18 protein-coding genes and 1 tRNA gene are annotated in these 23,125 nt (G+C 66.9%); 13 read left to right on the top strand and 6 right to left on the bottom strand.

The annotated features are described in order from the left end of the window. Positions 1-64 precede the first annotated feature (64 nt). The gene (locus tag BM150_RS07385) at positions 65-769 is read right to left on the bottom strand and encodes a dienelactone hydrolase family protein (RefSeq protein ID WP_092925405.1); all 705 of its coding nucleotides are present in this window, start codon (positions 767-769) and stop codon (positions 65-67) included. A gap of 221 nt (positions 770-990) precedes the next feature. On the opposite strand from BM150_RS07385, the gene hisC reads away from it, so the two are divergent. Continuing rightward, positions 991-2,043, top strand: coding sequence for a histidinol-phosphate transaminase (gene hisC, locus BM150_RS07380; protein ID WP_092925403.1), 1,053 nt, complete (start codon positions 991-993; stop codon positions 2,041-2,043). A 140-nt stretch (positions 2,044-2,183) separates the two neighbouring features. Here the strand turns inward: hisC and BM150_RS24425 are convergent, their stop codons facing one another. From BM150_RS24425 to BM150_RS07355, 3 genes are all read right to left on the bottom strand, one after another. After that, positions 2,184-2,654, bottom strand: coding sequence for a hypothetical protein (locus tag BM150_RS24425; RefSeq protein WP_139219465.1), 471 nt, complete (start codon positions 2,652-2,654; stop codon positions 2,184-2,186). Positions 2,655-2,728: 74 nt separating this feature from the next. After that, the gene (locus tag BM150_RS07365) at positions 2,729-3,565 is read right to left on the bottom strand and encodes a L,D-transpeptidase (protein WP_092925401.1); all 837 of its coding nucleotides are present in this window, start codon (positions 3,563-3,565) and stop codon (positions 2,729-2,731) included. A 672-nt stretch (positions 3,566-4,237) separates the two neighbouring features. Then, a tRNA-Ser gene (locus tag BM150_RS07355) sits at positions 4,238-4,322 on the bottom strand. A 234-nt stretch (positions 4,323-4,556) separates the two neighbouring features. Between BM150_RS07355 and BM150_RS07350 the strand changes: the two genes are divergently transcribed. After that, positions 4,557-5,543: an ABC transporter ATP-binding protein gene (locus BM150_RS07350; protein WP_092925397.1), complete on the top strand. Its 987-nt coding sequence runs from the start codon at positions 4,557-4,559 to the stop codon at positions 5,541-5,543. Then, positions 5,540-6,325: an ABC transporter permease gene (locus BM150_RS07345; protein WP_092925395.1), complete on the top strand. Its 786-nt coding sequence runs from the start codon at positions 5,540-5,542 to the stop codon at positions 6,323-6,325. The genes BM150_RS07350 and BM150_RS07345 overlap by 4 nt, the downstream gene beginning before the upstream one ends. A gap of 528 nt (positions 6,326-6,853) precedes the next feature. Here BM150_RS07345 and BM150_RS07340 read toward each other — a convergent pair. Beyond that, positions 6,854-8,377, bottom strand: coding sequence for a M28 family metallopeptidase (locus BM150_RS07340; protein ID WP_175496722.1), 1,524 nt, complete (start codon positions 8,375-8,377; stop codon positions 6,854-6,856). Between the two features lie 278 nt (positions 8,378-8,655). Between BM150_RS07340 and BM150_RS07335 the strand changes: the two genes are divergently transcribed. From BM150_RS07335 to BM150_RS07310, 6 genes are all read left to right on the top strand, one after another. Then, complete coding sequence (locus BM150_RS07335; RefSeq protein ID WP_092925392.1) at positions 8,656-9,645, top strand: NAD(P)H-quinone oxidoreductase; 990 nt, start codon at positions 8,656-8,658, stop codon at positions 9,643-9,645. 157 nt (positions 9,646-9,802) lie between these two features. Further along, positions 9,803-10,384, top strand: coding sequence for a bacterial proteasome activator family protein (locus tag BM150_RS07330; protein WP_175496721.1), 582 nt, complete (start codon positions 9,803-9,805; stop codon positions 10,382-10,384). A gap of 177 nt (positions 10,385-10,561) precedes the next feature. Then, on the top strand, positions 10,562-11,425 hold the full coding sequence (gene wzm, locus BM150_RS07325) for a galactan export ABC transporter permease subunit Wzm/RfbD (RefSeq protein WP_217641466.1): 864 nt from the start codon (positions 10,562-10,564) through the stop codon (positions 11,423-11,425). A gap of 83 nt (positions 11,426-11,508) precedes the next feature. Continuing rightward, positions 11,509-12,270, top strand: a complete 762-nt coding sequence (wzt, locus tag BM150_RS07320) for a galactan export ABC transporter ATP-binding subunit Wzt/RfbE (protein ID WP_483860517.1) — start codon at positions 11,509-11,511, stop codon at positions 12,268-12,270. Next, complete coding sequence (gene glfT1, locus BM150_RS07315) at positions 12,270-13,199, top strand: galactofuranosyltransferase GlfT1 (protein WP_092925385.1); 930 nt, start codon at positions 12,270-12,272, stop codon at positions 13,197-13,199. Before wzt ends, glfT1 begins: the two co-directional genes overlap by 1 nt. 220 nt (positions 13,200-13,419) lie before the next feature. Continuing rightward, a complete protein-coding gene (locus BM150_RS07310; protein WP_245755332.1) occupies positions 13,420-16,779 on the top strand; it encodes an arabinosyltransferase domain-containing protein in 3,360 nt (1,119 codons plus the stop codon). Between the two features lie 256 nt (positions 16,780-17,035). Here BM150_RS07310 and BM150_RS07305 read toward each other — a convergent pair whose 3' ends face one another. Continuing rightward, positions 17,036-17,485 carry a GtrA family protein gene (locus BM150_RS07305; protein ID WP_092925383.1) on the bottom strand — a complete coding sequence of 150 codons (450 nt, stop codon included), beginning with the start codon at positions 17,483-17,485 and terminating at the stop codon, positions 17,036-17,038. 211 nt (positions 17,486-17,696) lie between these two features. Here BM150_RS07305 and dprE1 point away from each other — a divergent pair, with 211 nt between their 5' ends. The 4 genes from dprE1 to BM150_RS07285 all read left to right on the top strand — a co-directional run bounded on the left by dprE1 (position 17,697) and on the right by BM150_RS07285 (position 22,964). Further along, positions 17,697-19,034 carry a decaprenylphosphoryl-beta-D-ribose oxidase gene (dprE1, locus tag BM150_RS07300; RefSeq protein WP_175496734.1) on the top strand — a complete coding sequence of 446 codons (1,338 nt, stop codon included), beginning with the start codon at positions 17,697-17,699 and terminating at the stop codon, positions 19,032-19,034. Next, positions 19,031-19,786 (top strand): decaprenylphospho-beta-D-erythro-pentofuranosid-2-ulose 2-reductase, encoded by a 756-nt coding sequence (gene dprE2, locus BM150_RS07295; RefSeq protein WP_092925379.1) that lies wholly within the window; start codon positions 19,031-19,033, stop codon positions 19,784-19,786. Before dprE1 ends, dprE2 begins: the two co-directional genes overlap by 4 nt. 328 nt (positions 19,787-20,114) lie before the next feature. Next, on the top strand, positions 20,115-21,887 hold the full coding sequence (locus BM150_RS07290; RefSeq protein ID WP_092925377.1) for an LGFP repeat-containing protein: 1,773 nt from the start codon (positions 20,115-20,117) through the stop codon (positions 21,885-21,887). A gap of 231 nt (positions 21,888-22,118) precedes the next feature. Further along, a complete protein-coding gene (locus tag BM150_RS07285; protein ID WP_245755331.1) occupies positions 22,119-22,964 on the top strand; it encodes an LGFP repeat-containing protein in 846 nt (281 codons plus the stop codon). Positions 22,965-23,125 lie beyond the last annotated feature (161 nt).

Raw genomic sequence — 23,125 nt, 5'->3', positions numbered from 1 at the left:
CCGCGCGGTTCGAGCGGAAATTTCCCGCGAATTCACCGCCCGCGCCGGACGAGTGGAGCTCCGATCAGCGCAGGTGCAGATCGAGCCAGTTGCGGGCACGTTGCCACGCCTCCTCGGCGGCCTCCGGGTCGGTGTCGAAGCGGTGATCGGCGTTCGGGTAGCGCACCACGTCGGTGGCGGTCTCGGCGGCGGTCGCGGCGGCACGCAGCTTGTCGATCTCTCCGGCTGGCGTTCGGCCGTCCTGTTCGCCGTACAGTCCGAGCCAGGGGCAGCTCAGCTCTCCCACGATGTCGACCAGCGGCGAGAAGCCATCCGCGAGCGGTGTGACGATGCCGTCACCACCCACGGTGACAGCCGCTCCCAGCCGCCTGCTGGCGGCCACCATGAGAGCGGCACTCCCACCGGTGTCGAATCCGATGATGCCCTGTCGGTCGATGGAAACGCCCCGATCGGCCAGCCAGACGAAGGCGGCGTCGGTGTCGGCGAGCACGGACTCGCCGGAGAGCTTGCTCACCTGTTCCGCCACCCGGTGCGGGGTTTCCTCAGTGGGGAGTTCGTCGGTGCCGTCCCGGTGGTACAGGTGCGGCGCCACCGTGAGCCACCCCTCCTCGGCGAGCGCTGCCACCAGGACTCTCGTGTAGTCCGTCACTCCTCGTGCCTCGTGCAGGACCACGACGCCACCTCGAACCACGTTGTCCGGTTCGGCGACCGTCAGTCTGAGTCGGGTGTCATTGGTGAGCGCGATCGTCTCGGTCCTGGTTTGGATCATACGCGCAGATAACCACGCGAGGGTGAACTCCCGTCAACGTGCTGTGACGGAAAAGAGCCGTGGGAATGTCGACATTGCTTCGGAGGAGTCATCCCATCATTGCTCTTTCCGGAGTAGAAACGAAGGGACGAATCGACCGAAGATCCTACCGCGAGCACCCGGCGGGATACTGTCGCACCGCGGCCAGTACGAGTCGCCACGAGCAGAGCAAGGAGTGGTCCATGAGCGTGCGCATCCGTTCCGACCTCGAGAAACTGCCCGCCTACGTCGCGGGCAGGACGGTGCCGGGTTCGGTCAAGTTGGCGAGCAACGAGGTCTCCGCCGGACCACTGCCGAGTGTGGTGGAGGCCATCACACGAGCGGCGCACGACGTGCACCGCTACCCCGACATGGCCGCGACCGAACTCGTGGAAACGTTGGCCGACCGGCTGGAGGTCACCACCGACCGCATCGCGGTGGGCTGTGGTTCGGTGGCGCTGTGCCAGCAGATCGTGCAGGCCACCTGCGAACCCGGGGACGAGGTCGTCTTCCCGTGGCGTTCGTTCGAGGCCTACCCGATCCTGGCCCGCGTGGCGGGCGCCGAGGAGGTTCGCGTTCCGCTCACCCCTGGACACGAGCTGGACCTGGAAGGGCTGCTGGCCGCGATCACTCCCGCCACCCGGGTGATCTTCGTCTGCACTCCCAACAACCCGACGGGGACCTCGCTGCGCCGGGAGGACCTGGATAACTTCCTGCGGCGCGTTCCCCCGGAAGTGGTGGTGGTGCTGGACGAGGCGTACCGGGAGTTCGTGACCGACCCCGAAGCGCCGGACGGCGTGGAACTCACTCGGCAGCGGGACAACGTGGTGTCGCTGCGGACCTTCTCCAAGGCGTACGGCCTGGCGGGGCTGCGCGTGGGCTACGCGGTGGGCTCCCCAGAGATCATCACGGCGCTGCGCAAGGTCTACATCCCGTTCAGCGTGAGCGCGGTAGCCCAGCGGGCGGCGGTGGCCTCGCTGAGCGCGACCGCGGAACTGGAGCGGCGCTGCGCCGAGATCGCCACCGAGCGAACCCGCGTACGCGAAGCGCTGCTCGAACTCGGCTACGAGGTTCCCGCCAGCCAGGCGAACTTCGTGTGGCTGCCGCTCGGGGAACGCAGCGCGGCCTTCGACGCGCACTGCGCGGAGAACCGGGTGGTGGTGCGGGCCTTCGCCGGAGACGGCGTGCGCATCACTGTCGGTGCGCCCGAGGAGAACGACGCGCTGCTCAAGGCCGCCGCCTCGTTCCAGGGATGACGTTTCACTCCCGGGATGAGGCCGACTCGCGTCGGCTTCTTCCCGGGAAACCGGACCCCGTACCGCCCCGGCCGGGTCGGTCGCGCCCCTTCGGGGCGACAGCCCTTCGGGAACGAATACGGGGTCCCGTTCGGTGATCGTCAGCCGGTGACGGCCGCGTGTCCCTCGTGGCTCACCGGAGTGGGAGCGGTGGGCATCTCCTCCTTCGGCTTGCCCGGCTTCTCCGGGTTGTCGGGCTGCTCCGGCTTCTTGGGCTCTTCCGGCTTCTCGGGTTTCTTGGGCTCGTCGGGGTTGTCGGGCCCCTCCGGCTCCTCGGGTTCGTCGGGGTTTTCGGGCTGCTCCGGCTCCTCGGGACCCTCGTCGCCGGTCTTGGGGTGATCGACCACCGGCGCGTTGACGCACTCGGAGGACTGGCTCGAAAGGACGTTGGCGACAACCCCCAGCACGGCGACGTTGTTACCGCAGAGCTGGACCGGCAGCACACTGGCGTTGTTGTCGTTGCCGACGTTGATGCCGTCGTTGTCGACACTGTCCGCCAGAGCCGGGGTGCCCGCGATCAGCAGACCCGCCGTCGCGGCCACGCTTCCCGCGAAGTATGTCTTCTTGGCCACTGTCACACTTCCTTCGTCGAATACCTGCGGATTTCGCACGGTGAGCCGGCGAAAACGCCTCACCGTCCGCCCACTCAGCGCAGCCGGACAAGCGTCCCCAACGGCAGCGACCGCAATAACCGCAGCGCATCACCGGGAACTCGGACACATCCGTCGCTGCTCGCCGTGCCGAAGACCTCGGGCTCCGGCCAGCCGTGCAAGGCGACGGTTCCGGGACCACCGCCGTACGTGGTGTAGGTCTCGGAGTGCGTCCCGAGCGGCAGAATGATCGGGCTGAAATCGCTGACCGTCTCCCGGATGGAGGCGAGAATGAAGGTGCGCCCCCTCGGTGTCGGCGTATCCACGGAACCGACCCCGACGCTCCAGGAACCGAGTTCCCGACCATTTTCGAGCACCACCAGCCGGCGGTTCCCCACGTCGACATCCACGACGTACGGGGAGTGCGCTTTGTGCACTTTCTCGGTTCCCAACCGAACCCAACCGGTCGAACCGTTCGGGCGCGAAGGCAACAGAACTCGTGCCCAGCCATCGCGTTCGGCGACTATCGGAACCCAGGTCGGCGATTCGAACTGGGTAGCGGGTAGTCGCGCGATCGCTTCACCACCCACGGAATCGTGTACCGCGATGTCCCGCTCCACACGCAGCACCACGCCGTCGGTACCGGAGCGCGGTGTCGGATCGGAGGGTGCGTCGGGCGTGGTTCCGAAAGTGGTCGCGTCCGGAAGCGTGGAGAGATCCACCTTCGCGCGCCGGGTCGACGACGTGGTCTCGTCGGCCTGACGCGACTCGGACGTGGCCGCCGAACAGCCGGTGACCAATACGGCCAGCAGGACACCGAGCACCGCGACGGCGCGACGGGATGTGGATGTCCCGCCGCCCGCGTAACGGAACTCGACTCCCGAGAACTCCATTGCGAACGTCCTTGCGGCCGTGGCTGCCTTCGCTGTGCGCACCGATCCCCTCGGGGGTCGTCTCACCGACCCCGCGAGTACGATCAGCCGCGGAACCGACTCGACTGCACGGTCGGATTCCGAGCGAACGCTAACCGATCACCGATGTATAGCAATCGCCAGGCAACTGTTCACGCATTACGGGAAATTCCCGACAAAAAGCCGATCACCTGGTCAAACGACCGAACGAGTCGACCTCGAAAGCCGTTACGCGAATAATTTTTCACTTCGGATGGATTGAATTTTCACCCGAAAGAGCGAAGCCAACTCCCGATTGAAAGCGTTTCCCACGCGGTTGTCGAAAGTTGATCACTATGTGGGTGGTGACACGTACGACCGGATCGATGTCCGTTCGACGACGCTCACCACATCGCCACGACCGTGCTACTCGAACTGGGCGTCCCGGATCGCACAGCGATGGGGGTGACGGGGTGGTTCCACGCCGCTCTCACAGAGCGCTATCAGCACGTGACCGGACGCGTGCTGGGAACCGTTACCGACAAGATCGGACACCATCTGTGGGAACCACACGAGGCCTCCGACTACCCCTTTGATGAGGGCAACTGAGACGGAACCGAATGAAGCCCGGCGGAACGTCCGCCCACCGGGCTTCGTCTCCCCTGCTCACACCGGCGGAAGCGGGGGGATTCGAACCCCCGGGCCCTCTCGGACCGCTCGCTTTCAAGGCGAGTGCATTAGGCCGCTCTGCCACGCTTCCGCGCAGTAGGGTAGCCCTCGACGCTCACCACGCCAACAGGGGGCCGCCAGCAGGGAGCCGCCGACAGGAGGCCGCCAACAGGCGAAAGTTGACCTCGATCACGGATCGGCGGCGTACAATCACGGCAGTAACCCAGCTGCCGCACGGGTTTCCGGTGCCGCGTGGCCCGCACGAGTGGCATGGGAGCACCACAGAGGGAACAACCGAGACGACGAGTTCCTGCCAGGGGGACGGGTGACTGCTGCGGTCGAAGTGGCGGATCTGGTCAAGCACTACCCAAAGAGCACCCGCAACGCGGTGGACGGGTTGAGCTTCCGGGTCCGGCACGGTGAGATCTTCGGACTGCTGGGACCGAACGGTGCGGGCAAAACCACGACGGTGGGGATTCTGACCACCCGGATCGTGCTCACCGGTGGAAGCGCCACGATCGGCGGGGTCGACGTGGCCCGTGATCCAGTGGCCGCCAGGAGCAAGGTCGCCGTGGTGCCGCAACGGGTAAATCTCGACAGGTCGCTCAACGCCAGGCAGAACCTGCTGTTCCACGCCTCGTACCACGGAATCGGTCGCTCCGAGCGGCACGCGCTGGCCACCCGACTCATGGAACGGATGGGCCTGGCCGACAAGTCCAAGGCACGCATCGACGACCTCTCGGGCGGTCAGGCACAGCGGCTGATGATCGCCAGGGCGCTGATCCACCGACCCGAGGTGCTGTTCCTGGACGAACCGTCCACCGGGCTGGATCCGCAGGCGAGGCTGTTCGTGCACGACCGCGTCAACGATCTGCGTTCCGAGGGAGTGACCGTCGTGCTGACCACGCACGACATGGAGGAGGCCGAGAAGCTCTCCGACCGGGTGGGTGTGGTCGATCACGGCAGGATGCTCACCGTGGACACCCCCACCGCGCTGATCAGGTCGCTGCCGGGCAGCGGAACCATCGACGCGCGGCTCCGTCCGAACGGTTTCGACAGTGACAAGCTCACCGGCCTGCTGTCGGACATTCCCGGCGTGCGGCGGGTCGAAGCCCCGGGCGGTTCGACCGCCCTCGACGGGGTATCCCCGGAAACCGAGCTGCGCCTCTACGTCGACGGTGAACCCGGTTCGCTGCTCGGTCCGATCGCCGCGAAGCTGCACGACAACGACATCACGGTCAGTGACCTCTCACTCGGCTCGGCGAGCCTGGAGGACGTATTCATCGAACTGACCGGCAGGGACCTGCGATGACCGGCACCACGCAGAGCTCGATACGCGCGTTCTGGGCCGTGCTCGGCAGGGACGTGTTCGTCACCGGACGCGAGATGCCCAGTTTCCTGGCGCAGGTGCTGGTGCAACCGGTGGCGCTGCTGTTCATCTTCGGCAAGGTGCTGGGCCAGCTCGGCTACACCCAGCCCGGCTACGCCCAGATCCTGCTGCCGGGGATGATCGCGCTCAACTCGTTCCTGGTGGCACTGCAGAACACCTCGTTCCCGCTGGTGCTGGACTTCTCGTTCTCCCGCGAGATCGAGGACAGGCTGCTCGCGCCACTGCCGATCACCTGGGTGGCCGTGGAGAAGATGCTCTTCGGCGCGTTTCGGGGGCTGTTCGCGGCGCTGCTGATGTTCCCGATCGGGCTGCTGATGCTGGGAAACGTCGCGTGGGACCTGTCCGGCCTGCCGTTCGCGGTGCTGTGCATGGTGCTCGGCTCGCTGGTGGGCGGGGCAGTGGGGCTCACCGTGGGGGCGGCGGTACCGCCTCGGCGGATCAACATCATGTTCGCCGTGATCCTGGCTCCGCTGATCTTCACCGGTGCGAGCCAGTTCCCCTGGGCACAGCTCGACCAGCTGCGCTGGTTCCAGGTCGTCTGCGCGTTCAACCCGCTGACCTACGTCAGCGAGGGCATGCGCGGCGCGCTGCTGCCGAACGTGCCGCACATGGCGCCGTGGGTGTGCCTGCTGGCCCTGCTGGGAGCTTGTGTGATCTTCGGTGCGCTCGGTATCAAGTTCTTCCTGCGCCGTGCCCTGGACTAGGAATCCGCGACAGAAGTTGCTCGGGTGGCCGGGTAGCCGTCACGTGAGTCGGCGCCTTGGGAGTGTTGGGCCGGCTCTCGAGTAGCGACCTACGCGGCGAGCGGCCCGGCCTCGCGATGCATCCGACTCACGCACCGGGGACGATCCCGCTGCCTCGCTCATGGTGCGATACCGGGCCGGTGCCGGTTCGAACCAGTTACGGGTGCCCCGACATCGGGTAGTTACTACACAACGTCGGGCCTTCCTCGCGAGAGCACCACGAGAGAACCCGCGGCGGCGCCGACTGCCAGGGTGGTCGTAGTTCGGCACCGCGCCGTACGCTGCCCGGCGATTTCGCGAGAAATCGACGCCGCCCCTACCCCGGGGACCACTTCACCGCGCCGGGGCCACTCGGTACTCGGGGGCCGATCGAACGGAAACGGCCGGGGCGCCGCGAGGACGCCCCGGCCGTCGATTCGCCGGTCGAGCGACCGTGCTGTGAACCGGTCCCTACGGCAGCCGGGTCACTTCAGCGGGAGCTGGGCCGGCTCACTTCAGCGGAAGCTGGCAGCTGTGACCGTGCGAGTCGGTGTTCGACGCGAGGCTCATGGGCTGCGCCATCGCCATGCTGCGCAGCCGGGCGCGTTCGGCCCTGCTCCGCATCCCGTTGACGTCCTCGGTCGTCTGCCCGTAGTGCTGGACCACTCCGGCCAGTGCCCGGGTGTTGCGGATCAGCGCGGTGCGATCGACGTTGCCGAGGTCGTCACCGGCCTTGTGGTAGTTCGGGTCGTAGGCGACACCGGCTTCGCCGCCCCACTTGGCCGCCTGGGCCTCGGTCTTGATGCCACCGGCGCCGGTGAACAGTCCACCCGCCGGGATGCCCACGGCGATGAACTGCCCGTAGTCCGACCGGCCGTTGAAGTCGGTTCCCTCGACCTCGATGCCCTGGCGCTGCATCGCCTCGGTGAAGTCCTGCTCGATCTGCGCCGAGCCGTACGGCCCGGGACCGGCGCCCACGCCGTCCGAATCGTCACCGTCGTAGGTGAAGTAACCGGCGTTCGGCGACCCGATCATGTCGAAGTTCAGGTACATCGCGATGTCGAGCTGCTGCTCGAAGCTCAGCCCGTTGACGTACTTCGTGGAACCGATCAGGCCGGACTCCTCGGCGCCCCACCAGGCGAACCGCACCGCGTTGTTGACGTCGGGGCTGCCGCCCATCTCCAGGGCCGTTTCCAGCAGTCCGGCACTACCGGTGCCGTTGTCGTTGATGCCCGGCCCCGCGTCCACGCTGTCGAGGTGGGCGCCCGCCATCACGACGTTGTCCTTGCGACCGGTGCGGGTCTCGGCGATCACGTTCTCGGTGGTGATCTCGTCGAAGGTGGCGTCGAGGTTCAACGTGGCGCTCTCGCCGGCCTTGGCGACCAGGTCGGCACCGACGGCCTTGCCGACCGAGGCGGTGGGGATCACGCCCGCGTCACCACCGCCCAGGGTGCCGTTGAGCTCTCCCTCGACGTTGTTGTAGATGATCGCGGCGTCGGCGCCCTGCTCGGCCGCGAGCCGTTGCTTCTTGGCGAAGGTGCAGGCACCCCGCTTGACGAGCGTGATGGTGCCGGTTACGTCCGTGCCCTCGTAATCGGCCGCCTGGCAACCGGTGGAGTCGTCCACCGGTGTGACCGACAGCGGTGCCTGGACTCCGCCGTCGGGAGTGGCGGGCGAGTACTCCATCGCACCGACTTCCTCGACCGACGAGCCCGCGACGCTCAGCGAGACCGAATCGAGGCGGTACTTGGTGTATTCGAAGTCGGGAGTGGACACTTCGTATCCCGCGCGCCGGAGTTTGCCCGCGACATAATCCACGCTGGCCTGATAGCCGGGCGTTCCGGAAGCACGTGTGCCGTCGTTGCGGTCGGCGATCCGCTGGAATGCCACGAGATGCCGATTCACGTCGTTGACATTGAATCCGGGCCCCGCCGCCGGGGTCGCCGCAGCGGGAACCGCCGTGAAAGCGGCGGTCGCGCCGGTGGCGAGCAGCGCGGCGACGAAGCGTCCTGATCGGACGTTGTGCACTGTCATCTTGCTCCCCGTATCGGGTGAATACGTGCCGGCCAAGAGTTCATAAAACTCCCCGGTAAAGTCAAGACGCCATGGCGGTGGAACGGATGGTCGAGATGCCGAAATGTCTCCGTTCACGCGGCCCAGCGGCACGCACGAAGACATTTCCCGTTTTTCCCGAACAACCCTCACTGCCGCTTTCGAGAATTCCACCTTCCCAGCACCGGAACAAACCGACACACCGCGGCCGAAAGGCACTCACCGCGTCCGGGAGGCGTGACGGCGCTACGGTCGGGAGCATGCACGCGATCACCATCCGCGAAGCGGGCGAACCCGATGTCCTGGAGTGGCGCGAGGTCTCCGCGCCCGAGCCCGGCCCCGGCGAGGTGGCCGTCGACGTGACCGCCGCCGGGGTCAACCGGGCCGATCTGGCACAGCGCCAGGGCTCCTACCCACCGCCCGAGGGGGCCAGTGAGCTGCTCGGGCTGGAGTGCTCGGGCACCGTGGTCGAGTCCGGCCCCGGGGTCACCGGCTGGCGGCCCGGGGACCGGGTGTGTGCCCTGCTGTCGGGTGGAGGCTACGCCGAACGGGTGGTGGTGCCCGCCACCCAACTGCTGCCGGTACCTCCGGGGGTCGACCAGGTGGACGCGGCCGGACTGCCGGAAGTCGCCTGCACGGTGTGGTCCAACATCGTGCACGAGGCCGGACTCGAACCGGAACAGCTGCTGCTGGTGCACGGCGGCTCGGGTGGCATCGGCACCTGCGCGATACAGCTCGGCCGCGCGCTGGGCGCGAAGGTGGTCGCCACCGCGGGCAGCGAGGACGGGCTGCGGCTGTGCGAGGAGCTCGGAGCCAGCCCGGCGGTGGACTACCGCGAGGGGGACTTCGTCACCGAGGTCAAGCGGCTCGGCGGGGCGAACGTGATTCTGGACAACATGGGCGGCTCGTACCTGGACCGCAACCTCAGCGCGCTCGCCACCGACGGCCACCTGGCCGTGATCGGAATGCAGGGTGGCCGCAAGGCCGAACTCGATCTGGGAAAGATGCTGGTCAAGCGGCTGCGTATATCGACGTTGGGACTGCGTGGCAGGCCGTTGGAGGGCCCCCACGGCAAGGCCGGGATCGTGCACGACGTACGACAGTGGGTGTGGCCGATGATCGAGCGTGGCGAGGTCCGCCCGGTCGTGTGGCACCGGCTCCCGATGCGGGAGGCGGCACGCGCGCACGAGCTCATGGAAGCAGGCGGGGTGCACGGCAAGATCCTGCTCACGACCGACCGAGCGGAATGACCAGCGGGCGGAGTGACCGGAACTCGGGTGCCGGGCAGGCGAGCCCGAGTTCCCCCGGGGTCACCACCCGGCATCACGGGCGAGTTCCGCCGCCTCGGAGTCACGCAACCGGCACACCGGTTCGCGTTCCGTGTGGCGCACGCGGCACCATTGAACGATGAACGGCAGCGACATCGACCCGGGACGAATGTTCGTGGTCGGCGACGAGAACACTCCGGTGGGGGCCTCGGTCACTCCGAACCAGCCGCTCGGCGACGACAGCACCGAAGGGGACGCCGAGCCCACGACCGAGAACGGTGATCAAAATCTCGGCGAGCTCGTGGAGCAGCCGACCAAGGTAATGCGAATCGGCACGATGATCAAACAGCTGTTGGAGGAGGTGCGCTCCGCTCCGCTGGACGAAGCCAGCCGGTTCCGCCTGAAGGAGATCCACCGGTCCTCCGTCAAGGAACTGGAGCAGGGACTCGCACCGGAACTGATCCAGGAGCTGGAACGCCTGTCGCTGCCTTTCACCAGGGAGGAAACCCCTTCGGAGGCGGAACTGCGGATCGCACAGGCCCAGCTGGTGGGCTGGCTCGAAGGGCTGTTCCACGGACTGCAGACCGCGCTGTACGCCCAACAGCTCGCCGCCCGCGATCAACTGGAGAAGATGCGGCAGGGCGCGCTGCCCGCGGGAGAGACCGACGGCGGCGGGGAACACGATCACCGGAGCGGGTCGTCACACGGGCAGTACCTGTGACCCCCGCCCAGCGGACCGTGCCACCCGCCTGACGGGGGCGTGCGCTGCATCGATCGAGCGGTGCTTAGATCCCCCGTTCGAGCGATCTCGAAACGGAACAACCTGACCAAGCGGACAATGCTCCCCGGGGTGACTCCCACCGCAACAGCGCGTGCCCCGGTCGGTACGCTGCACAGCGTGCAGGCGACCAGCACGACAGACCAAACCGAAGCGCCCGCGGCAGCGCCCATCACGGCACGCTCCCGCAGCTGGCGCAGGGTGTTCGACGACATCAGCAGGGCGGCGCAGCAGCGACAGCTCTGGGCCCATCTGGGGTGGCAGGACGTCAAGCAGCGTTACCGCCGCTCCGTCCTGGGCCCGCTGTGGATCACCATCAGCATGGGCGTCACGGCCACCGGACTGGGGCTGCTGTACTCGACCATCTTCGGCATGGAAGCCGGCGAGTACGTGCCGTACATGACCGTGGGCTTCATCATCTGGTACTTCATCTCCGGATGCCTGACCTCGGGTACGGACGTGTTCATCCAGAACGAGGGGATGATCAAGCAGCTACCCGCGCCGATCAGCATCTACGTCTTCCGGACGGTGTGGCGCGAGTTCCTGCTCTTCTTGCACAACCTGGTCATATATTTCGCGATTCTGGCGATTTTCCGGCCCGAGCTGTCGTGGACCGTCTTCAGCGTGTTCCCCGCGCTGCTGCTGCTGCTGGTCAACGCGGGCTGGGTCGTGTTGCTGTTCGGGATCGTCAGCACCCGGTTCCGCGACATCCCGCCGGTGGTCAGCAGCTTCATGCAGCTGCTGTTCTTCATGTCGCCGATCGTCTGGCCCATGTCGGCGCTGGAGGAGAACGCGGGACCGCGCGCCTGGCTGGCCCAGATAAATCCCGTCTACCATTACGTCGACATCGTTCGTTCGCCGCTGCTGGGCAGCAACCAGGATCTGTACCACTGGCTGATCGTGCTGGCCATCACAGTGGGCGGCTGGGGCCTGGCACTGCTGATGATGCGCAACTACCGGGCCCGCGTTTCCTACTGGGTCTAGAAGGAGGTCGACGAACCGTGGTCAGTATCGACGTGTGGAACGCAGCGGTTGACTTCCCGATCTTCGACGCGAAGTCGCGCTCGATGAAGAAGGCCATGCTCGGCAAGACCGGTGGCAAGATCGGCACCGACACCAAGGTCCCGATCATCGAGGCGCTGCGCGACATCGACCTCTCGCTGCGGCACGGCGACCGGGTCGCCCTGGTCGGCCACAACGGCGCGGGCAAGTCCACCCTGCTGCGGCTGCTGTCCGGCATCTACGAGCCGACGCGGGGCAGCTCCCGCGTGGAGGGCAAGGTAGCCCCGGTCTTCGACCTCGGCGTGGGGATGGACCCGGAGATCTCCGGACACGAGAACATCATCATCCGGGGCCTGTTCCTGGGCATGAGCCGCAAGCAGATGGAGCAGCGGATCGACGACATCGCCGAGTTCACCGAGCTCGGGAACTACCTGTCGATGCCGCTGCGCACCTACTCCACCGGTATGCGGGTCCGGCTCGCGCTGGGCGTGGTCACCTCCATCGACCCCGAGATCCTCGTGCTCGACGAGGGCATCGGCGCGGTCGACGCCGACTTCCTGGAGAAGGCCAAGGGCAGGCTCAACGAGCTGGTCAAGCGTTCCGGGATGCTGGTGTTCGCCTCGCACTCCGACGAGTTCCTCGCCGAGCTGTGCAGCACCGCGATCTGGATGGAGAAGGGTCAGATCAAGGAGCACGGTCCGCTGCGCGAGGTGCTCACGCACTACAAGGGCAAGGACCCCTTCGAGAACCTGAGCCCGCGGGCGAAGGCCCGGATGCAGGAGGACCACGCCGGTTCGACCGCGACCATCGGGAGCGGCGAGGGCTGATGACGGCATCCGAACAATCCGCACCGCTGCCGGCGGACTCGGTCGTGACGGTGATCGTCACCCGGCACCGACCGGAGCTGCTCGCCGAGTCGCTGAAGGTGATCGGCAGCCAGACACGGCCGCCGGACCACCTCGTGGTGGTCGACAACGGCCCCGACCAACCCGCCGCCGAGGTGGTCGCCGAGTGCCCGATCCCCACGACCTATCTGCCCTCCCGGCGGAACCTCGGTGGTGCGGGCGGATTCGCGCTGGGCATGATGCACGCGCTCTCGCTGGGCGCGGAGTGGATCTGGCTCGGTGACGACGACGGCCGCCCCGCCGACGAGCACGCGCTGCGCACCCTGCTGGAAGAGGCGGAAACGCGCGGTCTCGCCGCCGTCTCGCCGGTGGTGGTCGACATCGACAGCCCGGACACCCTCGCCTTCCCGCTGCGGCGTGGCCTGACGTGGAAGCGCCGCCCGGAGGAACTGCGCGGCACCGGTTCCGAGCACGACTTCCTGCCGGGCATCGCCTCGCTGTTCAACGGCGCACTGTTCCGGGCCGGAACGCTGGACGTGGTCGGAGTTCCCGATTACCGGTTGTTCTTCCGCGGCGACGAGGTGGAAATACACCGCCGGATCGTGCGATCCGGACTGCCGTTCGGGACCACGCTGCGTACTCGATTCCTGCACCCCAACGGCTCGGGAGAATTCAAACCGATGCTGGGTGGGAAGTTTCACGCGCAGGATCCGGAGGATTCCACCAAGCGCTACTACACCTACCGAAACCGCGGTTACCTGCTCGCCCAGCCGGGCATGCGCGGGATAGGGATGCTCGAAGTGGCCCGTTTCGGGCTCTACTTCGTGTGGCAGCGCCGGAGTCCGAAGGATTTCCTGGAATGGCTCCGGCTGCTGCGACTGGGCAGGCGCGAACGTTTCTTCCGCAGGTAAACCGGGGCAGTCCACGGCAGGCTCACCCGGCACGCCGGACCGGTCCGACCGCCACGCGGCCGGACCGGAAATCGGCGTGCCGCCGGTTCGACGCCGCGTCGCCGGACGTTGGACAAAACGGCGAAAACCAACTCGGGGAGAATCGGTGCGACGTGTCAGGCGGCACATGCCGGTGATACCGCGAAACAGCGCCGCCTGAACACCTACTATTCTCCAACTCGTGCTTAGCGTCGGGCGGAAAGAGGACGAGCGGCCCAATCGGGGAAACGACTCCGGTGACACCGGAGGCCGCGATGCCGCGAACAACACCGATTCCCGCAGACGTCTTCGGGTGATCGCGGCGGTACTCGGAATAGTGGGGACGATCCTCTCGCTGTCGGTGCCGTTCCTGCCCGTCAAGCACGAGATCACCAACCTCAGCTGGCCCACGGCCGAGGGGACCGACCCGGTGTCCGCCCCGCTGGTCAGCTACTCGCCGGTGGACCTGGAGTTCACCGCGCCGTGCGCGACCGCCCGCAGCCTGGACTCCAGAACCTCGGACTCGGCCAACGTGCTGAGCACGAATCCGCCCTCCTCCGAGTACGGCGATCTCACCGGCATGGTGTTACGCGTCGAGGACGGCAAGCTGACGCTGCTCTCCCGCGGGAGCCGACTCGGCAACGCCACCATCCCGGACGGGAACTGCACGATCTCGGTGCGCTCCGACGGCTCGCGGACGGTCGCCAGTGTGGGCGACAAACCACTGGCGAACGTTACGGGCGAGGACCGGCGCCCGCAGCTGACCGGCATCTACTCCGATCTCGACGAACGGCGGGACCCGGTCGAGGAGGTCTCGTTCCGGGCACAGGTCGACACCCGGTGGTCCACCAGCGCGACGGTGTTCAAGTTCGTCGTCATCGGGTTGGCGGTGCTCTGCTTCATCGGCTGCGTGATCGTGATCCGCAGGCTCGACCGCCACGCCGGACGACGCGCTCCCAAACTGGTCCCGACCGGGTGGTGGAAACCCACGTGGCGGGACGCGTCGGTGCTCGCGGCACTGATCGTCTGGTGGCTGATCGGTGCCATGACCTCCGATGACGGCTACATCCTCTCGATAGCACGCTCCCGGGACAGCGCGGGCTACATCAGCAACTACTACCGCTGGTTCGGCGCTCCGGAATCCCCGTTCGGCTGGTTCTACGAGCTCTACTCGCAGTGGGTTCGGATCTCGGCCTCCACTCCTTGGATGCGGCTGCCCGCCCTGCTGATGGGCATCGCGAGCTGGCTGCTGATCAGTCGGGAACTGCTTCCGAGGCTCGGGCAGCAGGTTCGCCGCAGTCACGCGGCGGGCTGGGCCGCCGCCGCCGTTTTCCTGGCGTTCTGGATGCCCTACAACAACGGCCTCCGTCCCGAGCCGGTGGTCGTGCTGTTCTCGCTGCTCGCGCTGGCCGGTGTGGAACGAGCGGTGGCCACGAAGCGCCTGCTGCCCGCGGCTGTCGGCCTGTTCGGGGCAGCGCTGGCGCTGGGGGCCAATCCGCACGGTCTGATGGCCGTGCTGCCCTTCGTGGTCGCGTTCAAACCGTTGTTCCGGATCGTCAGCCAACGGATCCGGGAGTTCGGCTGGCTGCCGATACTCGCCCCGATATCGGCGTGCGGCTTCGCGATACTCAACATCGTCTACTGGGACCAGACCTGGCAGTCGGTGATCGAGTCGACCCAGCTGCGCGGCGAACTCGGCCCGAGCCTGAGCTGGTACCAGGAGGTGAGCCGCTACTCGCTGCTGTTCAGCCAGATCCCCGACGGATCGATGACCCGGCGGTTCCCGGTGCTGCTGGTGATCCTGTGCCTGGTCATGTGCGCCGTGGTGCTGCTGCGACGCGGCCGTATCCGGGGCGCGGCACTCGGCCCGAGTCGCAGGCTGCTGGGGATGACGGCGCTGACGTTCTTCGTGCTGGTGCTCACGCCCACCAAGTGGACGCACCACTTCGGCATCTTCGCCTCGGTCGGCGGCGCCCTCGCGGCACTGACCGCGCTGGCGACCAGCGGCACGGTGCTGCGTTCACGACGCAACCGCGCCGCGTTCTTCGCGGGACTGATGGCGATCTGCGCGCTGGCTGCCACCGGACCCAACGCCTGGTGGTACGTCTCGGGCTGGGGAATCCCCTGGCACAGCAAGCAGCCCTCCGTCCTCGGCTACAGCGCCAGCACCGTGCTGCTGGTCATCGCGGGGATCGCGCTGATCGTCGCGGTCATCGAGCACTTGCGGATCGACGAGCACCGCCCGCACGTGGTCGACCCACCGAAGCTCGACCGCAACGGCCGCACTGGCGTGGAGGGGCGCAGCCGCGCGCTGCGGCTGGGCACCGCTCCGCTCTCGGTGGTCTGCGCACTGCTCGTCATCGGGGAACTGGTCACCTTCGGCAAGGCGATCCAGAGCCAGTGGAACAGCTACAGCCTCGGCAAGGACTCGGTCAAACAGCTGATGGGCAGCAGCTGCGGGCTGTCGGACTACGTGTACGTGGAGAAGGAGCCCGTCAAGGGAATGCTGCGGGTCTCCGAGAGACAACCCGACGATCCGGTACCGGAAGCCGAGGTCCCCGCCCGGCTGGAGTCCGAGGAGTCGCCGAAGGAGTACCTGGGGGCCAAGATGCGCGGTTTCCGACGCGGCGGTCTGCCTCCCGACAACGGCGAAGCCCAGGGCAAGGACTGGACCCCGCCCTACGACCTGGGCAGCGACGAAGCGCCGGTCTGGGGCAGTTACGACTTCCGGGGCATCGTGACCGGCGAACTGCGCACCCAGTGGTACGACCTGCCGGAACGTGCCCGCAAGGGCAACGTGCCGGTGGTGATCACGCTGGCGGGCAAGGTGAACGGTGCGAACAAGGTCTACGTGGAGTTCGGCAAGCGGACCGAGGACGGCTTCGAGGTGATGGACCGCCGTCGCGTGGTGACAGCTCCCAAAACCGAGTGGCGGGACGCTCGGATCAGCGTGAACGGCAGGGCCGAGGGAGCGGAGCAGGCCCGCGTGGTGGCGGTCGACCAGTCCCTCGGCGAGGACGGCTGGCTCGCCTTCAGCGCCCCCAGAGCGCCCCGGCTGACGAACATGACCGACTTCATCGGCGACGCACCCGCGTTCGTGGAATGGACGGCCGCCTTCCAGCACCCGTGTCTGAACCTGCCGGACATCAGCCACGGGATCGCGGAAGTACCGCGCTTCCGGATCAGCGCCGGTGGCAACCTGCGTTCGGTCGGCCAGGCCTGGTCCTCCCCCGACGCGGCGGGACCGTTCGGCTGGCTCAACGTCACCAGCAGCATGCGCGAGATGCCGACCTACCTGCGCGGCAACATCCACCGGGACTGGGGAACGCTCTACGCGGTGGACCAGTACCGCCCGGCGGCGTTACCCGCCCAGACGGCCATGAACATCGAGGAGGAGACCCACTGGGGCACCTGGAGCCCGGGGCCGATGAGCAGACCGGTGCAGCTGCCCGGTGACGTCCCCAGTTCGGACGACCGCAACGACACCTCCGCGGAGGAGGAGTTCGACGGCGACGAGATCGGGCACGTCGACGGTTCCGCCAACCGGCGCGGAAGCCAGTGACGGTCAGAGCCGTGACGGCTGCCGGGGTGGTCGGAGTGCGGCCCGCGGGAGCGGTGGGAGCTCGGCTCTGCGTCGTAGCGGCGCGGCGTTTTCGCGAGAAATCGACGGCGCCTCGGGGCACCGCCACATCGGCGCGGCGATTTCGCGAGAAATCGACGCCCACCAGGACCGAGCCACCTTTCGCGCCGGGGCCCTCGCCCTGCGGCGCGGCGATTTCGTGGGAAATTTACGCCGGGCCCGCGGGTCGGGGTGCGGGTCACTCGCGGAAGACGACCCAGCGCAACAGCACGAAATTGATCGCGGTCCCCAGTCCCTGACCCGCCAACCAGCACACGGTCCACTTGAGCTGCGCCCCGTAGTGGAAGCCGAACTCGGGCAGCAGCAGGAACAACATCTGGTTGGTGCCGATGTTGACCAGGAAGGTCACCACGTAGACCAGTACGAAGCCCCCGGCCTTCGCCTTGGTGTTGCCGGTGTTGGCACCGGCGAAGGTGAGTCTTCGGTTCGCCACGTAGGAGGCGCTGGTCCCCAGCACGAACGCCAGGGTTCGGGCCGCCCAGTTCGGCAGGTCCAGCGCGAGCAGCGTCATGTACGAGCCGTAGTCCAGCAGCGCACAGACGACTCCGATGAGCCCGAAACGGATGAGCTGCTCGACTATCCCCAGCTTCTTGGCATCAGGTTCGGCGGTGCTTTCGGCCACGGCCACTCGTTCACCTCGGCTGTCACGACGACACTTAAGCGGGAACCGGGCCGAGCGGCAATCAATCCGCCCACGCGTCACCCGCCGCCCCTGACTCAACGGCAAGTGTAGCCACTCGACCGGTCAAGCGGGGCAGGGCCGGGTTTCACCCGGCGCTGCCGTGCCACGGTACGCAGCTAGACTCGTCACAGTGGGATCGGTTAACAACGAGCGACGGATGCTGACGGGCTGGGGACGTACCGCCCCCACCATGGCCGAGGTGATCAGCACACCGGATGTCGAGACGATCGCCCGTGCCGTGCGCGAGGCCGGCCCACGCGGGGTGATCGCCAGGGGTCTCGGCCGCAGTTACGGCGACCCGGCGCAGAACGCCGGTGGGACCGTCATCGACATGACCGCGCTCGACCGGATCCACACGATCGACGTCGACAACGCGCTCGTCGACGTGGACGCGGGCGTGTCCCTGGACACATTGATGCGCGGACTGCTCCCACACGGACTGTGGCTACCGGTACTCCCCGGCACCCGACAGGTGACAGTCGGCGGAGCCATCGGGGCGGACATCCACGGCAAGAATCACCACTCGCAGGGGTCGTTCGGCAGCCACGTGATCTCGTTGGACCTGCTGACGGCGGACGGCGAGGTGCGCACCCTCACCCCCGAGTCCGATTCGGCCGAGCTGTTCTGGGCCACGGTCGGCGGCATGGGGATGACCGGGATCGTCCTCCGAGCCACCATTCGCCTCAAACGGGTGGAAACGGCCTACTTCGTGGTCGACAACATCCGAACCCGGAATCTGGACGAGCTGCTCGAACACTTCACGGACGGTTCCGACGACGATTACGTGTATTCGGTCGCCTGGTTCGACTCGCTGGCGCGAGGCGACCGGATGGGACGCGCACTGCTCACCCGTGGCAATCCGGCCACCCTCGACGAACTCCCGAAAAAACTGCGGAAGAATCCGCTCGGATTCGACGCCCCCCAATTGATGACGGCACCGCCGGTCTTTCCGAACGGGTTGGTGAACAAGTACACCATCACCGCCTTCAACGAGGTCTGGTACCGCAAAGCACCTACGAAGTACGGCTCGGTACAGAACATCACGCAGTTCTTCCACCCGCTCGACCTGGTCGGCGAGTGGAACCGCGTGTACGGTTCCAACGGTTTTCTGCAGTATCAGTTCATGGTCCCGTTCGGCCGGGAACAGATGTTCCGCCGCTCGATCGACAAGATCAGCGCTTCGGGGCACGTCTCGTTCCTGAACGTCCTCAAGACGTTCGGTCCGGGAAACGCGGCACCGATGTCCTTCCCGGACAAGGGCTGGACGCTAACCGTGGACATCCCGGTCACACCGGGACTCGATCGGCTGTGCCGGGATCTGGACGAAATGGTGTTGGAGGCCGGTGGCAGGCTTTATCTCGCCAAGGAGTCCCGCACCACTCCCGAGATGATCGAGCGCATGTACCCGCGTATCGACGAGTGGCGCAAGACGCGTGCCGCGGTCGACCCCGAAGGAATCTTCCGTTCCGACCTCGCCAGGAGGCTGAACCTGTGATCGATGCGGTTGGCAACCCCCAGTCCCTGCTGCTGCTCGGCGGCACCTCGGACATCGCGCTGGCCACCGCCGAGCGCTACGCGCGACAGCGTCCACTTCGGATAGTGCTGGCCGCGCGCCCCTCCGACCGGCTGGAAGCGGCGGCGGAGCGGCTGCGCGGGACGGGCAGCACGGTGACCACGGTCCCGTTCGACGCCCGCAAGCCCGAGACCCACGCGGAAACCCTGGACAAGGTCTTCGGCGAGGGAGACATCGACATCAGCATCGTCGCATTCGGCATGCTGGGTGACCAGGAGAAACTCTGGACCGACGTGGCGGCGGCGCAGGAGATGGCCGAGATCAACTACGTGGCCCCGGTGACGGTGGGAGTACTGCTCGCCGAGCACCTGCGCAAGCAGGGGCACGGCCACATCGTCGCGCTCTCCTCCGTCGCGGGGGAACGGGTGCGTCGCTCCAACTTCGCCTACGGCTCGTCCAAGGCGGGCATGGACGGGTTCTACACCGGCCTGACCGAGGCGCTGCGCCCCTCCGGAATCAAGGTGACGGTGGTGCGCCCCGGTCACGTCAAGTCGAAGATGACCGAGGGACTCAAGGAGGCGCCGCTGGCGCAGACTCCCGAGCAGGTCGCGGAAATCATCGTGAACTCGGTGCGCAAGGGCAAGGAGCTGGTGTGGGCACCGGCGCAGTTCCGCTACGTGATGAGCGTGCTGCGTCATCTGCCGCGCGCGGTGTTCCGCAGGCTCCCGTTCTGACCCTGTCTGTCGATACGTCCCGATTTCCGGCTGCTCCGTCCGGACGGCACAACCGTCACGCGGCATACCGACTTCGCCCGGCGCGTGTTCCCGTCGAACGCGCACCGGGCGTTTTCATCTTCGAACTCGGTTCCCGAACGACCGCTCACCGATTCGAAGCGGAACTCACTCCCGTGCCGACGAGAAAACGGTCATCGGATAGTTCGGTGTTCGGTGCGCATCGCGCGATGAAAGCCTCGTGTTACACCCCGAACAAAAACAGTTGCACGGGTAAATTCGGCTGCGAATCGATAACAGCACGCGACAGTCACTCTCCTTTCGTTCGATCATGGAACGAGACCTGAAAGGGGAAATAGTGACGGTCAAGAATCTTGTGGGACGTGCCGTCGCACTGGGCACTGCCGCTGCTCTGGTCACGGCCGCTCCGGCCGCGGCCGCGACCGCCGAACAGCCCGAACCGAACGAGCGGACCACTCAGTCGGCCCAGCCGACAACCGAGCCCGCGGAAGGCTCCGGCCAGAGCGACTCGGCCAACGGGTCCGGTGAAACTACGGACGCTTCGGATTCCGGGGACACCGCTTCCGACGGGACTTCCGGAGCGAACGAGGGCTCCACCGGTGATTCCGGTTCGGACGCCTCCGGTGACGGATCGAACGACAGCTCAGGTGAGGATTCCGGGAACAGCGGCGACCAGGCCGACGAGTCCCCGGGAGCCGGCGAGATCGACGAGTACTACCAGAACCTCGGTGCCGCCGAGCGGGAGCGGCTGGGCGAGCCGGTCGGTGAAGAGCAGGTCGTCAGCGACTCGATTCGCTACCAGGAGTACGCCAACGCCCGGATCTACTGGTCGGCCGACCAGGGCGTGCACTCCGTCTCGGGTGCCGTGCTCGAAGCCTTCGTGCAGGCGGGCGGACACGAGGCACTGGGCGTGCCCGCCACCGGCAGGAAGACCGACGAGGCCGGAACCCCCTACGGCGAGTTCGTCGGCTCCGACGGCACGAGCGCGATCTACGCGCCTGAGGGCGGCACGGCTCACGTGCTCGGCGGGCCGGTACTGCGGAAGTGGCGCTCGACGGGTGGCGGCAACGGGCCGCTGGGCTACGCCGTGACCGACCGGACGGCCACCGAGGACGGTCGGGGCCAGTACAACGACTTCGCCAACAACGCGGCGATCTACTGGACCGCCGAAACCGGTGCTCACGTGGTTCGGGGCCCGATCCTGCGGAAATGGCGGGCGCTGGGGGCCGAAAAGGGCTCGCTGGGATACCCCACCACCGATGAGTCGACCGTCGCGGACGGGCAGGGCAGCTACAACGAGTTCGACGGCTCCGGTGGCGGCGCCGTCTACCTGGCTCCCGGCTCCGACGAGGCGTTCGCGGTCTACGGCGGTATCTACGCCAAGTGGCAAGCCCTCGGCGGTGCTACCGGCGTGCTCGGCTACCCCACTTCGGACGAGCAGAACACCTCGGACGACCAGGGACGCTACAACGAGTTCGCCGGTGGCGACGGCGGCGGCGCGGGCGTCTACTGGTTCGAGGGCGGCCAGGAGGCGTTCGCGGTCTACGGGGCCATCCACGACAAGTGGCTCGCGACCGGCGGGATCGGCGGCCCGATGGGTTATCCGCTCAGCGACGAGCTTCCCGGTTTCGGTGACGAGGGCGGCAGGTTCAACATCTTCACCGGCACCATCGAGGAAAACCACCCGGCTGTGATCACCTGGACCCAGCCCACCAAGGCGCACACGGTACGCGGCAAGATCGCCGAGAAGTACCTGAGCCCCGAGTACGGTGGACCGGGCAGCTTCCTGGGGTACCCGACCACCGACCAGCGCACCACGCCGAACGGGGAGGCCGTCTACAACCACTTCAGCGGCGCGGGCGACAGCTCGATCTACTACGTCAAGGGTGCCTCCGAGGCGCACGCGATCTACGGCGGCATCCGCGACAAGTGGCAGCAGCTGGACTGGGAGCGTTCCTTCCTCGGCTTTCCCGTCAGCGACGAGGAGCCCACTTCCGATGGCAACCGCAGGGTGCGGTTCCAGGGCGGTGAGATCGTCTACAACCCGAACACCGGCGAGATCGTCGCTCGGCCGTTGGACTGATCACGGTCTCACACGGATAAACCACCTTTGACGGTGTGACATCCCCGAGGGGCCTTCCGGATCCACTCCGGAAGGCCCCTCGTTATCTCGAACAGGTGAAATACCGGGATTGGCCGCGTGATCGGGCGTGTCCGTGCCACAGCTCCGGCCCACCCGCTCCCAAGCTGGGCATCGTTCGGAGTTCGCCGAGCTGAACAGGAGCATCCCGTGTTTTCCGGAAACGGTTCGATCTTGCGTAGAGCGGTGGCCGGTGCGGCCACCATGCTCGCGGCCACGCTGTCGCTGGGGCTGTCCGGCACCGCGAGCGGTGACGTGGACACTCCCCGCGCGGAACAACAGACCCAGGCCGAACAGCAGCCCCAGGCGGAGGAACGGCCCCAGGAGGCATCGTCCGCCGAATTCACCCCCATCGAACACCGGTACTGGAACGATCCGAAGCTGCGTAAGCTGCTCGGTCACCCCGTGGACACCGAGTACCACAAGGACGGGATCTCCTACCAGCAGTTCCAGAACGGCTGGATGTACCACACCGACGACACCGGCACGCACGAAGTGCACGGTGCCATCGCGGACCGCTACACCGAGGTGGGCACGCACGAAACCTACGGTGTCCCCACCACCGACGAGCTGAAGACTCCGGACGGCAAGGGGCGCTACAACCACTTCACGGGAACCAAGGCGATCGGGATCGCCTCGATCTACTGGACCCCGAAGACCGGCGCACAGGGAATCTGGGGGCCGCCGAGGCAATTCTGGGCCAAGCACGGCTACGAACGCGGTTTTCTGAACTACCCGACCTCCACCACCACGGACACTCCCGGTGGCAAGGGGGTTTACACGCATTTCCGCGGCGCGGACCGTCACGGGGCCTCCGTCTACTGGAGCGAGAAGACCGGTACTCACTCGGTGCAGGGTGCGATCCGCGCCCATTGGCTGAAGCTCGGCGCCGAGAAATCGTGGCTGGGTTTTCCCAAGTCCAACGAGTACGGCGTCAAAAACGGGCGGCGTAGCGATTTCCAGCACGGCTACATCGTCTGGAACTCCAAGACCGGCAAGACCAAGGCGTACCGTTACTGATCGGTGTTCTCCACCGGGTTGCCGACCTGGTCTCCTTCGGTGCGGAAGCGCCGGGGGAGACCGGGCAACGGGCGGAAAACACCGCTCGCTATCGCATCGTGGATGCGGTTGTGACTCCCGTCGAGTCGGCTGCGAGAATCGACTGTGGATTCGGGGCCGGG

The organism is Actinopolyspora alba (assembly GCF_900112765.1).
Lineage (GTDB): Bacteria > Actinomycetota > Actinomycetes > Mycobacteriales > Pseudonocardiaceae > Actinopolyspora > Actinopolyspora alba.
The sequence above is the reverse complement of the archived record's forward strand: the minus strand, read 5'-3'. Positions and strand labels throughout refer to the sequence as shown.